General features: G+C 53.8%; 9 protein-coding genes. 3 read left to right on the forward strand and 6 right to left on the reverse strand.

Annotated elements, in window-relative coordinates:
* Positions 1 to 529: 529 nt before the first annotated feature.
* A complete protein-coding gene (locus tag QEH54_RS17850) occupies positions 530 to 6,571 on the reverse strand; it encodes a hypothetical protein (protein WP_309020065.1) in 6,042 nt (2,013 codons plus the stop codon).
* 590 nt (positions 6,572 to 7,161) lie between these two features.
* Positions 7,162 to 7,716, reverse strand: coding sequence for a phosphoribosyltransferase family protein (locus QEH54_RS17855; RefSeq protein WP_309020066.1), 555 nt, complete (start codon positions 7,714 to 7,716; stop codon positions 7,162 to 7,164).
* A gap of 67 nt (positions 7,717 to 7,783) precedes the next feature.
* Between QEH54_RS17855 and QEH54_RS17860 the strand changes: the two genes are divergently transcribed.
* Positions 7,784 to 8,353 (forward strand): phosphoribosyltransferase family protein, encoded by a 570-nt coding sequence (locus QEH54_RS17860; protein WP_309020067.1) that lies wholly within the window; start codon positions 7,784 to 7,786, stop codon positions 8,351 to 8,353.
* 20 nt (positions 8,354 to 8,373) lie between these two features.
* Here the strand turns inward: QEH54_RS17860 and QEH54_RS17865 are convergent, their stop codons facing one another.
* Positions 8,374 to 8,970: a pyroglutamyl-peptidase I gene (locus tag QEH54_RS17865; RefSeq protein ID WP_309020068.1), complete on the reverse strand. Its 597-nt coding sequence runs from the start codon at positions 8,968 to 8,970 to the stop codon at positions 8,374 to 8,376.
* Between the two features lie 267 nt (positions 8,971 to 9,237).
* On the opposite strand from QEH54_RS17865, the gene QEH54_RS17870 reads away from it, so the two are divergent.
* Entirely contained in the window at positions 9,238 to 10,425 is a 1,188-nt protein-coding gene (locus QEH54_RS17870) for an AI-2E family transporter (RefSeq protein ID WP_309020069.1), read from the forward strand.
* 112 nt (positions 10,426 to 10,537) lie between these two features.
* On the opposite strand, the gene QEH54_RS17875 is transcribed toward QEH54_RS17870, so the two are convergent.
* Together QEH54_RS17875 and QEH54_RS17880 are read right to left on the reverse strand one after the other, a co-directional pair.
* Complete coding sequence (locus QEH54_RS17875) at positions 10,538 to 11,050, reverse strand: DUF4410 domain-containing protein (protein ID WP_309020070.1); 513 nt, start codon at positions 11,048 to 11,050, stop codon at positions 10,538 to 10,540.
* Positions 11,051 to 11,311: 261 nt separating this feature from the next.
* Positions 11,312 to 11,761 (reverse strand): CopD family protein, encoded by a 450-nt coding sequence (locus QEH54_RS17880; RefSeq protein WP_309020071.1) that lies wholly within the window; start codon positions 11,759 to 11,761, stop codon positions 11,312 to 11,314.
* Positions 11,762 to 12,120: 359 nt separating this feature from the next.
* Between QEH54_RS17880 and QEH54_RS17885 the strand changes: the two genes are divergently transcribed.
* A complete protein-coding gene (locus QEH54_RS17885) occupies positions 12,121 to 13,146 on the forward strand; it encodes a glutathione S-transferase C-terminal domain-containing protein (RefSeq protein WP_309020072.1) in 1,026 nt (341 codons plus the stop codon).
* A 51-nt stretch (positions 13,147 to 13,197) separates the two neighbouring features.
* Here the strand turns inward: QEH54_RS17885 and QEH54_RS17890 are convergent, their stop codons facing one another.
* The gene (locus QEH54_RS17890) at positions 13,198 to 13,683 is read right to left on the reverse strand and encodes a YHS domain-containing (seleno)protein (protein ID WP_309020073.1); all 486 of its coding nucleotides are present in this window, start codon (positions 13,681 to 13,683) and stop codon (positions 13,198 to 13,200) included.
* Between the last annotated feature and the right edge of the window lie 33 nt (positions 13,684 to 13,716).

Consider the following 13,716-nt stretch of genomic DNA (forward strand, 5'->3'; position numbering starts at 1 on the left):
CTCGCTAGCGCTCGGTACAAATCTGCCCTCTGGCACCACTCTCCTTTCAACCGATTCCAGCCAGCGGGATCGGCTTTTTTGTGTCTCAACCCCTTAGATTGCCGACCAAAGGCTCAAGACAACAAGCAATGTCATGCCTGCTCGCGTTCGCTCGTGAACAGATATGCCCTTTGGCTGCCACTCGTGCCCTTCAAATCACCCCTCACTGTCGGTCTTAGGAAAGAGGTTCTTCGTGGTGGTAAGCACGAGCTTCACATAATGCAGCTGAATCGAGTACAAGTTTTTAAACCTGAACTGCCCCAGAAGAAAGGTGTTCAAGACGAAAGAGCGACAAGCGGATAAACCCACAACGCTACAGAAGTTCGTCGATTTGATGACGGCAGTACAGCTACGTCCCGTTACCAGCAATCGGAACGCAGTTTCTATCCCAGCCACATGCAGTGGGCATTTCGAAATTTCGAATCCTCAGTACTCGATGATGCCGTGCATGAGACAACCACTCAAGCGCCTTGATGACGCGACTTTTCATCTATTTAGAGCCATCTAGCAAGCTATCCAGACTCGGAGCCTGCTGTCCTTCCCTATATTTGAATAGCCAACCCCGCTTGAGCTTGTCTACGTTCTCCAGGCGGCGGATCATGTATCCAGGTTTTCCGGACATTGGCTCGCTGTCGGAAAAATCCGTAATTTTCTCCCAATTGCGCAGGTCCGGGTTGTACTCGTACAACCCAATCGTGCTCTCGGTCTCCGTAGGCATTTCGATATGCACCAGCTCTAGCCGGCTTCCATCATAACTGAGTCGCAACTCGATTGCTCCTTCGTCCACAAACGGGTTCATGTCCCAAAGAAATTCTCGGTAGTTTGAGAGGCCGTCAAAGTCCCTATCCGCGCTGGGCTCGAGCAATGAAAGATCGTAGCCTTTACCTCCGGAATAGCGGTGCCACCAGTCGAGGTAGTCCGACTTTCCCTCACCCTCTGACATCGAAAAATCAAAGAGCTGCACGAAAGCTCCCTTCTTGGATGAAATACTGAGCTCTATCACATCCTCCTCGGAATCGACCACCACGAGACCTTCATACTTGCCTGATTCTTTGATCGGACTATGCCACACGCTGCCGTCTTCGCTCGTCACACTGAGGTTGACAAAAATCCTTTCTGCGGCGGAAAGGTCTACCCTGAAAATTCCTGCGCGCCCTGGCTTGAAACGAATTCGATTAAGCTCTCCTGCGTGCAGCGGTCTTAGCTGGATCGTCCCTCCTTGGTGGATCCAGTCCTCGCGACCAGAATACTCGGCCAATATTCGATTGAAATAACGCAGCCTCCAAACGCTTGCCGTCGGCTCTGCGTGCTCGGACACCGTCCAACGTGCCCTTTCCCCCTCCACGACGGCGCCGGCAGGAAGATTCGACCACTCAAACCCACGCGTCACTCCGCCGGTCAAGGCCATCAACTCGATCTCAGTGCCTTCGGGATAAACCTCCAAATCCGGCGAAACCGCATAGCTACCACCGTTCACACTGGGCATTACTAGATAGCCATCCAAAAGATCAAACACCGGTGCGAATCCGTATCCATTCGTGTATTGGCTAAATACAAATGCGACTTCATGCTCCGCCTCTGGGATAGCAATGTAGTAGTCGCCTCCACGCAACTCATGCAGAAAATCGCTTTCCTCCAGTTCCGATCCATCCAACCTGAGCCTCTGTTCTGAAGACTTCGAGATCCGCAAAACGCACGGTCCCGAAATCTTGGTATTCATCACACCTACTTGCTCGCCATAGGTTCGTGGATACAGCTGCGTAGTGTACCCATTCCATGCATTAGTCGAACGCCTACTCATCTCCATACCGCTCACTTCCCAGGTCAGTCCAAACGCCTCTATCTCCGAGCGTTTCAGCGCGAATCGAGGCTCTGGCTGCACGAAATCTGATCTGACCTCCGTTTCGAACGACTGAGGCTGCCCCGCATACTCGCCCTCCCAGTCTAGAAACTCATAGCCGTCATCGGGTAATGCTACGAATCCGATCGCGTCTCCCATTTGAAACAGCTCGCGACTCTGCATCACGCGTGCCGTTCCGCCTTCGACTGCGATATCATCGATCAGATAACCACTCTGTACCTGTATATTCGATACAGTTAGAAAAGACATCTCTTCAGCGCGAAAAGCCACCGTCACCTCATGAACTCCCTCAGGTATGTTGACCTGAACCGTTTCCCCGTAATAGGGAAAGTCATAAGCCGACTTCACTACCGTCCCGTCTATCATCACGATCAGGTCGATTTCCCCGCTCTCTTCGTCAGCCACAAACCCGATTGAAGCGGGCCCTTCCACAGTAGTGGAAAATGAGGCATCCTGACGTTCGACTCCCGCCAACACGCTTTCCCAAAAGACAAGATCTTCATCATCCTCGTCAGCGCTCTTCCACCAAGACTCCATCGGAGAGAACTCGATTTCTCCGGCCTGAGTTGTCTGCGTATTGCTAAAGTAAGGACGGATCACCGCCTCGTCGCCCTCGGCGACTGTCAAACTCGCATCATAAACCGTCTCTCCGTCCACAGACCAGTATTCAAACCACTCCTTCGCGCTTTCCGGTATTCCGACTTTGACCTCTCCATTTTCCGCATCCCAGGCATAGGTCGGAACAATCGACTCTGCATACACCATCGAGGGTCCCCAACCTGAAGTCACTTGAATATCTCCCACGTATCCAGATTTTCCGTACCCGCTATCAAATTCGATCTGCGCCCAGCCGCCCGCTTCCACAAAAAGAGAGTAGACCACCCATTCATTCGTCTTCACGGACTTCAGAGTCTCAGTAGAGCCAGAACGTTTCACAGTAAAAGACGACCTATCGGAATCAACCTTCAGAGCGAAAGACACCACCGAATCTTCCAGCACATTGATCGAGATAGAAGCATCATCGCTTATGGTAAACGACTTCGACCCGAGAGGAGTCTCTTCAGCAGAAACCGACCAGCCTCGCGGTTCGGTGAGATCCTGAACAACCCCTCCATCGATGCTCACCAAGCTATCAGAGTAGCGGGCTTCTAAACTCCAGTCCCTAACCACAGTAAAGCTCCACTCGCGATCAGAGGAGTAGAGCTTGCTTCCCCAACGCGTCCACCAACCGCTGAAAGCCTCTCCATTGCTCCCAGTCTCGCTCGCCGTCACCGTTACAAGTTCGCCATAGGCGTAGCTCTCCTGCTCGGGGCTTATCGAGGCAACCCCACCCGATCTAGCTGAGACTGCTATCGCGAACTCGCTCTTCAAGTCGGGCAATCTTAAAGCATGCGAGAAACTGGAGTAGAACCCCCAATCCCAAACGGACAACTCCCAAGTCAATTCGCAGCTCTCGCCCTCATCCAGCGTAACGTCAAATGCCTTCCATGACGATCCGTCGAAAACCACTTCCCCATCCTTCTTCAAGACCACCGTCATCCCATAGGGCAGATTGTAGTAGTCACCTCGATACATCTCCAAAACCCCTGGTCCAGAAAAAGTACCGGTTGTGGTGGCAGTTTCGTCATACAAGCCACCTAACTCCCATAGAAAGCGGGGGACTGACGAATAGTTTGAATACACCGGACGCGCACCCTCAAATTCCCATATCTGTCCGTCGATCTCGGATTCCGCCTCGAAAATCGCATACGCCCTTCCGTTCTCATTCACCTGCACGGAAAAGCTAGCTGCCTTATCCTCAAAAGGCTCCGCCCAACCAACGAAACGATTCCCTTCATTCGCCACCGCCTCGACTTGCACAGTCGTGCCCGGTTCGAAAAACAGTTGATCCAAGGAAGTCTCAATCGTCCCGCCCCCATTCGTGCTCGTCGTGAACAGGTATCCTTCCTCATAACCCAAGCCGCGAACTACGTAGTCGATAAAGTCACGACGAAATCCCCCCCTAAACGGTTCGGTCAGCTCAATGACAAGATCTAGATCATGACTTCCTTCCTCAATTGCATGAGCCCGATCACGCTCCGGAAATCCTTCCACCACCTCGCCATCCACAAATAGACGCGTTCGCATTCCCCAATTCTGTGGGAAGGCATAAAGAATTCCGGGTCCTTCCACCGTGGCAGACAGAGTCGCGCCATCAGTGATGCCGTTTAAGCCAAACACGCTAGCATCCCATCGTTCGGTGCTGATTCCGCCACGTCCCTCAGTCACGGTCCAATCCGCTCCATTTCCCACAATATCGACATCAACAAGAAGATCCGCAGAAATCGGTCCATCGACGACCGTATCGATCGCTTCTGGCTGCCCCTCGAAACTCTTCGTCCAACCAACAAACTCCATCCCCGCCGGTATCGTCGGCGTCACCGCTAGAGCCGCGCCTTTCTCCACCCAGCCTTCCCAAACGGGAGTCTCGTAGGCGTCGGGATCTGGCAAAGCTCCATTCGTATCGATGGAAACATTGGGAGAAAAGATCTCCACCCAATACTCCATCTTCAATTCCGACAAGGTTCGCGGCTCATAATTCCCATCGCTGTCAGAACGAGCGGATACGGAAAACCGATGGGCCCCTTCGGGAATCGTTAGGTAGCTTCCAGTGTAGTTTGATTCCGCAGTCAATAGCCGCAGCTGATACGCTCCAATCCCGTATCCTAAACCGAATTTCAACCGACCTGGGCCCGTCACCTCGCCGATTAACACCGCAGTCTCGCCTTCCTGCATTTCTGCGGGCGACCGCCACACTCCATCGATCTTCTCCCAAGCAGTCGTTCCGCTCAAGGCAGTCACATACGCGTCGTCTTCAACCTGGGTTTCAAACCAAGCCTCTAGCTCGATCGGTCCGTCCACCACAAGTGAGAGCGTATCCGTATCTACAATTCGACTACCATTCCAACCACCAAATTCATAGCCTTCGTCCGCCGTCGCCGTCAGTTCCAGAGACGTCCCGCCCCAAACGCGACTAGATTCCGGAATCCCCGAAACGCTCCCCCCTGTTCCCACTTTCACCCGTACGGGATACCCGGGCTCAAACCGTACATTACTCAGCGAGAAACTCTCCTCAGAGTTAAAATCCCATGTATCATAATCCACGATCCACACTTCGTTCCTCCCTACTGGCAGTTCTATCGCTACCGAAGTGCCCTCAAAATTGTCATCGAGCCTGTAGATCCGTTCCCCATTTACCTTAACGTCAAAGCCGTCCCCTCCAGTTTCGAAATCAAAGCTCAACGCACCGGGCCCATCCAAGGTGAAACGCACCCCAGGCGACACTCCCGGAGTCATCTCTCCACTGGCTTCAAGCTTCTCCATTCCATCTACGACGGACTTCGTCCAAATCGGATCTCCGATCGTATCGATCGCTAGTCCCCCCACAGTCTCCTTCTTATAAAAGATCGCAACCAACTCGACCGATTCGCTTGGGGCCAAGTTCAAAGTCTCAGTACCGTAATCTCGCTTACCTACCCACTTCCATTTTTCAAATCGCCACCCGTCGTCCGCAGTCGCGGTCAAATTCAAGGCTTCGCTCGGATCCAAAATCCCACCTTCAGGCATACCGCTAACAGTGCCCTGCCCTATGATCTCGAGACTTACCTCGTACCCAGGCTCCCAAACCAAATCCGTCAACTGGAGGCGTCCCCCCACCTCAATCGGAAAGCTGAACGCGCCATCACTTAGAACCCGCAACTGGAATTCCTCGTACTCTGCTTCGAATCGATAATTACCGAATTCCGAGTAGCGCGCCTCGCTCCCAGGCGTCTTTCGACCTAGCCCTTTCAGAATTCCTGGCCCCTCGCCAGAAATCGTGATCGTCGGAGTCGGGTAGGTATTCCCAACCTCAACGATATCCAAAAGCAATGGCTCGCCCTCGGCATTCAAAGCCGCCACATCGTAGTCGTCCAACGGCACAGCTAGCGAACCCCATTCCAACTCGAAAACCTTTTCGCCTGCGGCCGTAAGTTTCCGATGCCCGACCACTTCGTAGAAAACTTCCGCGCTCTCGGACAATTCTTCATTCCCTTCTTTCCACCGAAAAAACCGTACCGATTCGTCCTCTGACCAAGCCGTCAGTTTCACGATCTCCCCGCGCTCGTAAGTCTCCTTCACCGGGTTCACATCCATCTCCACGCCCGCTTCATCGATATCGAGATATAACCCTGGCAAAACCTCCAATCCGTCGAAATACAGCACCCGCGATTCGGGACCGCTACCGGAAGAGTACAACTTCCAGGAGAAGCTTGTCGAATTCTCCTGCTCGCCAAACGCGAACTTGTAATCAATCCACTCATCCTGTGGAGATTGATAAGCCAACGAGTCATTTCTTCCATAAGGAAGGTCCTGCGCATACAGATTACTCACCGGGACTTCCGAAGACAATTGGTAGCGAAACCTCACGAGGTGGCTGCCTGTCATCGCTCTCTGGAGCTTGAATTCCTCGTTCATCGGCACGCTCACTTTTAGGGCCGTGCCATTGGTCGCCCCTTCCATTTCCACAACTTCCAGGGTCACGCCTTCCCCTGCCTCCAGAATCCAATCGGTATCGATGTCTGTGTCGAGGGCCTCGCTTACACTGGCCGAATCGATCTCGGCGAACGCGCTCGCGCAAAATAGAAGGATCAAGGGATAGAGAAATCGTAGAGTCACGTATATCCCTAAAAGCGAACACTTAGGTCGAATCAAGTATTCTATCTGTAATTTTGCCCAACCGAGCCAGGCGTCTTAAATCAGACCGGACTCTTGCCCCTGATTGAGTGCCCACCTAAGTTCCGTGGTTAGAATAGATCGTTCAACATACGAAACCTCCATCGATGCAAGGATTTCGTCGATGCCTTCTCCAAGCGAGGTCTGAGCCTTGCCTTGCTTGCGCCAATGGTTCTGCTGCCGAGGCTAAACTGATCGAAGGTACGCACAAATAAAAAGACCTCGGCTTATCGAAACCGAGTTCTTTGAGTGTTGTTCGGATTCATTCCGAGTGCTTTAGTAGACTTCCCTCGCCTCGACGAAGATCGTGCAAGAGAGGGCGGCAAGGATAAGTATTGAATAAGCAACTACGAGCATCATGGCATTTATGGATTTAGCGGTTTCAGTCATCGATTGATTTCGATATCCATAAGTGCCCTTCCCTCAGCAAAAGGTGACAACATCTTTGAAAAGAATCAAAACCGGGTATGATTCTAAGGTCCGAGACTTAAAAATACCAACGACTTCGCCTACACCGCAGCGGCGGGCTTGTGCTGCTTGATTTCGTCGGGGCTTAGACCTTTAAGTTCGTAGGGGAAGACCAGCCATTCGTCGGTGGTGTGCAGAAAATAGTTGGGCTGCACGTCCGCTCGCTTGAAATGAGGGCGGTGCCAGAGAACTGCGGTTTGGGTCTCGGCAGGATAGTTCCGCTTGAGCTTCTTCTGAAGGCGCATCTGCACGGCCCGGATGCTGTGGCCGGAGCTGCAGACATCGTCGACGATCAGCAAACGATCGTGGGCGTTGAGGTTTTCATAGAGGTATCGAGCCCCATGCACGCGGATGTTCTCCGGCGCGTCGATCATGTCTTGGTAGCCGGGCAGCCCCTGGTAGGAGGTCCTCACCGAAAAGTGATCAGTTTCCACACCGAGCGCTTGCAAGCACTCCTGCACGTAGATCCCCACCGAACTGCCACCGCGCCATAGGCCAACGATAAAAGTAGGACGAAAGCCGCTTTCGAAGATCTGAACGCCGAGGCGAAAGGAGTCTTCAATGATGGTTGCCTCGTCTAGAAAACGCTTTTTCATGGGTCTTGTTCGATTAGCTGACGTGAATGTCATTGGCTTTTCGATTGCCGGTCGATTTTAAAAACGAATGGAGAAGCTTTTTCTAACCGCTGAGGGTCTCTTGGAAGATTCGTGGAAGCTCGCCGCGAAGGTGCTAGCAAGCGGCTTTCAGCCCACCTTCATGATCGCCATCTGGCGGGGCGGAGCTCCAATCGGTATCGCGGTGCAGGAGTACCTGAGCTACCACGGCATCGAAACGGACAATATCGCCATTCGCACATCCTCCTACTCGTCGGGCATCGACGAGCAGAGCCGCGAGGTGCAGGTCTATGGACTGAACTACCTGATCGAGAAGGTGCAGTACGAAGACAGCTTGCTGATCGTGGACGATGTTTTCGACAGCGGGAAATCCGTGGAGGCCATCATCAACGACTTGAAGGCCGGAGCCCGCCTGAACATGCCACACGACGTTCGCGTGGCGGTGCCGTATTATAAGCCTGAACGCAACAAGACCGATCTTGTACCCGATTATTACATACACGAGACCAGCGCTTGGTTGAAATACCCGCACTCCTTGGAAGGGCTCACGACAGAGGAAATCAGAAAAGAACGTCCAGAGCTGTACGAGATTTTGAAGAATCACCTTCCCCAGCCCTGAATCTGGTTCGTGGCAAGTCGCTACTCGCCCAAGCACGCTTTTATGCAGACCTTGACTCCTTCCGCCAGGTCCTCAGTCGAAAACCTCTGCTCCGACTGCTCCAGACACCTTGGCAGATGGATGAAACCACAGGACACGCTGCCTCCGCTTTGAGCGATGTAATGGGCGACCCGATAGAAAACATGGTTACATACGAAGCGCCCCGCGGAGTCCGATATCTCCGCTGGTAAGCCGAGCTGCTGCAGACGATGAACCATCGCATCCAAGGGAAGTGTCGATGAGTAATGAGGGGGACCATCTTTCACAATGGTCTCGTTACGAGGCTGATTTCCTCGATTGTCTCGGATTTCAAAGTCATCCAAATTGACGGCGATTCGTTCGGGCGTGATGGAAGACCTTCCCGCAGCTTCGCCGAGCATGATGACCACGGTGGGCTGCAGCTCGCGAACAAAGCTCTCCACCATCGAGGGAGCTTCACCACGAACAACGGGAAGAACCCGTGGATGCAACTCGACCTCGCCCCAATCCTCAGCTTGCAATCGCTTAAGCGTTTCAAGGGAAACATTGCCTGCGCGCCCGCCGAACGCTTCAAACGCCGTGATTAGAACGCCACTCATGGAGCCGCTTTTTCTTTCTGAATACCTGAAAAGTCGACCAGATAAAAAGCCCAACGCAGACGCCTCCCTTTATCCATGTAGGGCTGAGCGCTGGTCCGCTGCCGCTGGAATGTCGCCTCGAAGCGGCGAGCGACGACGTACGAACACCATTGGATTCGCAGACGAATGTGGCGTCCAGCAACTCCTCTGCCGAAAGGATTGCATGACCGAATAGTAGCTGCAAATCTCCCGCAATACGCCTGATCTTAATACCTTTGAAATCTCGTCATGGCCGAATCCGATTCTAACTCTCCCGCCCGGGGCAAACTCACTTCCAATCAATGGCGCCTCCTCGGCGCTGCGGTCGCGGTTCTTAGTGTCACCGTCATCGCCTTCTTCATCCTCGGCATTTTCACGCTGCTGCGGGACTTCATCGCGACCTTTTCCGATGTCCTATGGCCCCTTGCAGTGGCAGGCATCCTCGCCATGATCTTCCGTCCCTTCGTAGTCTTTTTGCAACGACGGGCCAAGTTCAGCCGCACCTGGGCCATCGTGACCCTTTTCCTTGTCGCGGCGCTATTGCTGGCCGGAGCTTTACTGATCGTCGTTCCGACTCTGGTGGACCAAACGGTTCGATTCATCGAGTACCTACCGGATCTATTCCAAAGTCTCCGCACCGCTCTCGCTGAAAACTATCCGAAGGTCGTTGAATTCGCGAACGAGAAGATTGGTCAAGAAAACCTACAACGTATCCAAACGTTTCTCACAGATTCTGTTTCCGTGATTCTGAGCAAATCAGAAACGGCTATCGCAAACCTTGGGGGCTTCGTATCGCGCATCATCGCGATCGGTACGGGACTGGCAATCATCCCTGTCTACCTCTTTTTCATGTTGGAAAGCCGACGCAACCTGATTCGCGATCTCAAGAAACAGCTCTCCTTCATCCGTGACGACTGGAGGGACGACATTCTCTTCCTCACCGAGGAGTTCGTCGGAAGCGTTGTATCCTTTTTCCGAGGACAGATCATTATCGCGTTCATCATGGGCGTCTTGCTCGCCCTCGGCTTTATGCTGATCGACCTCAACTTCGCCATCATCCTCGGCCTCGCCATTGGTTTCCTGAATATCATCCCCTACCTAGGAAGCATCATCGGCTTGGGCATCGCTCTCCCGCTGGCCTACTTTCAGAAAGACGGGGGAGGAATCGAGCTATTGCTCTTCGCGATTGGTGTCTTCGTCGCTGTGCAGATGATCGAGGGCTACCTGCTAACTCCGCGTATCATGGGAAAGACTACCGGCCTGCACCCGATGGTCATTATCATCGCCATCTTTTTCTGGGGCACGGCGCTCAACGGCGTCCTTGGCATGATACTAGCCATTCCCTTGACAGCATTCTTCGTTGTCGCTTGGCGACTGGCCAAACGCAAATACCTCGACCATCTCCGCAATTCGCGGACGTCCGATGCGTCTGAATAGACAGGGCTCGGTGAAACACCGTCCGTGCATCGAAAGATGATCTTGTTGAGAACAGACCTCTTCGGTTTCGCTTGGAGGGCGAAATGGTCGAAGCCGCTCTGAAGTGCAGAATTCACTTCTGATTTGCGAGTCGTTCCGCGATCTGGCGGGCGACTTCGCGTTGGATCCAATCGATGTCTTCGCGTCCGGTGCGCCGGGCGTCGGGTCCCGTCATAAGGGTCGACTCGGTGATAGTGAAACTTCCCACGAATTGCTGGCTGGGCTCCACCGAGATACGCACTTCTACTTTCATGGAAGACTGCCCGACAGCGCTCCCGTATTTGATGCGAGCAGGAACGTTTCCTTCGACGTAACGCTGTACGTCTCCCTCCACTACAATCGAATTGTCACCCGTCGGTTCACGAAGCACCTCGCGATAGTCTCCAAGACGCAGGAGTTCGCTAGCGACTTGATCTGCGAGCTCGCTCCCTACCCCGGTTCCCCGATCTTCGAAATCCTCGATAACAATCACCTCGTAACTCGACAAGTCCACGAAAGGATTCCAATCGCTCGTCGAACGACAGCCTGCCACCATCAGTCCGAGCACCAAAAGAAACCCAACCCAAAAACGAACCGTTCTCTGCATGCCCATACCTTCGCGCCCATCGCGAGGATTGCCAAGACATTCCATTTCACGTCCCATCCCGCTCGTCGCGTACGGAATACGTATTCAATTGTTAACGACATTCATCCCTGTCGCCCGAGTTTTCTCCACGAACGCTTCTCAACGCGTGATCTTCGAAAAAAGAGCCGATCGAACGCAAGCGCCCATTCGCCAATCAGCCATCAACAAGCGAAAGGAGCAAAGTCGCCAAACGGCGCCTTTCTCGACGAGCCAGGTCGACGACTAGTACAGCCATCCGATTCGAAACGATGCTCCTACGAAGGCGAGCAAAACCGAAAGAACGGTGATTAGGGCGACATGCCATCTCAAGATGCCCAGGCCGGTGGTTTCGATCCTCGGCAGGAGTCGAAATCGCAGATCGATCCCCAGCCCGAACGTTAGGGCGAGCAGGAGGATTTTCATGCCGATCAAACGCCCCATCGGATTGTCGAAATCAAACCAGCTGCCCACCCTCGGCAAATGTCCATAAGCCAGTAGAAATCCCGTCATCGTCTGGACGACCAGAGCCGGTATGCCGACGGTCCGGTACACCGATTCGATTCGGTGCCAAAGGAAATTGTCCTGTACCCGTAAGGCCTGCGGCAAAAGCGAAAACGCGAGCGCTAAATGCCAGCCAACCCAGACGCATGCCCCAAGCAAATGCAGAACCACAACTGTACCATAGGTGTTCATTCGAAACCGCGGGCCTCACAGGTCCCCACTCGCAATGAAAACACTACAGCGGGCGTCGACACGCAACACACAAAAGAGAGGAACGCCTCCTAAGCAAGACGGGGGTTCAAACAGAAAAAACGCCGCGCCGTTCGCCCGCTTTTCCTTCGCTCTCCACAGCCTCCCAATCCCATCAAGGCGATTTCCGCTGAGAAAGCGGCGTGATATCCAAAGACTCCTTCTGTGCGATCCACCTTTCTGCGATTCGGGGCGCTGACTCGCCACTCTGGATTGCCGACTCGTCGCGGCGACCGACCGAACATCGTTCCATCCCAAAACGAATGCGATCAGTTGAGCTCGCGAACTTGGTCGATCAGTCTATGTTTCCCAATTCAGCGATCTTCATCCGAGACACCACTTACGTATCCGTTTTCCCTATACTCGACCAGCGCAATAGAAACATCGCCAGAATCGTCACTAGAAGCATGACCAACAAAGCCCAATTCCCCGACGAGCAAGGCGAGGACGGATCCTTCGAGCGACAAGAGGACGCCTTCGACAATTGGATCGAGAATAAGCCTGACGCGGAGTTTCCCGCTGTCTCCGGCCGCTATCACCTTTACGTTTCGCTCGCCTGCCCCTGGGCCCACCGCACCATCATCATGCGCGAGCGGCAAGGGTTGGCGCCTCACATCGGCATGACCATCGTAGATCCCATTCGCGATGACAAGGGCTGGCGCTTCGTGGACGATGTTTCGCGCTGCGAGCCGGATCCGGTCAATGGATTCAGATTCCTCAGCGAGGCTTATCACGCCACCGATCCCAAATACAAAGGCCGTGTGACGGTACCCGTTCTCTGGGACAAGGAAACGAAACGCATCGTCAGCAACAACGACGACGCCATCATGCGCATGTTCAACCGCGCTTTCCAGCACCTGACTGGAGAGCGACACGACCATTGCCCGCCTCACTTGCTTCCCCAAATCGATCGACTCAACGAAGTCGTCTACCAAACGGTCAACAACGGCGTCTACCGAGCAGGATTCGCTTCGAGCCAAGAAGCCTACGAAGCAGCGGTGTATCCACTCTTCGATACGCTTGACATGCTGGAATCTCGCCTCAGCCGGGGACCTTACCTATTCGGAGAACACCTTACGGAAACCGACTGGAGACTTTGGGTGACGCTGATTCGGTTCGACGCCGTGTATCACGGCCATTTCAAGTGCAACCTGCGACGCCTTATCGAATACCCAAATCTCATCGCGTACACCAAGCGACTCTTCGACATTCCGGGCATCGCCGAGACGGTAGACCTCGATCACATCAAACGCCACTACTACCTCACCCACGACGAGCTCAATCCCAGCGGCATCCTTCCCGCGGGACCGCAGTCGATCTGGTTCTAAAAGAGTCGGGGCATCGCAAAAGCCAATGCGCAGCGGGCGCTCCCTGGAACGTCATTTGACGCGTTTCCAGTTCCGCGACGCTTGTTCGTAAAGAGCTTTTTCGCCAGACTTCTGGCTCTTCTTGGTCCACTTCTCGCGTGTGGCGCCCCAGAAACCGTCGTAGAACACCAGCAGCCGCCCATCGAAGATGCGATAGCTCTCAGGATCGACGTCGACTTTTTCGCCGTCGAGCATCGCCCACGCGCACCAACCGCCAAACGCAGGTTCATAGCGCTCCGGATCTTCGAGAAACGCTTGCCGATGCTCTTCACTGGAAAACCGATACAACGCTCCATCTCGCTCGACCACGATATCGTCTCTCCCCTTCACCGGCGCCGCTTCGGTATGGTAGGACACCGGGTCGTATCCCTGCAGGGCCAAGCCGTCATCCTTCGCCACGTTGCGATCCTCCCCCAAAGCTCGATCCGGGATGGCCGCAAACAAGAAAAGCCATGCGAGGTAGAATCCTATAGCGCCGTATCCACAATCCAGTTTCATGTTCGTTCTCCCATTTTCGAAAAAGTTGCCTGA

The sequence above is a fragment of the Pelagicoccus sp. SDUM812003 genome (assembly GCF_031127815.1).
Classification (GTDB): domain Bacteria; phylum Verrucomicrobiota; class Verrucomicrobiia; order Opitutales; family Opitutaceae; genus Pelagicoccus.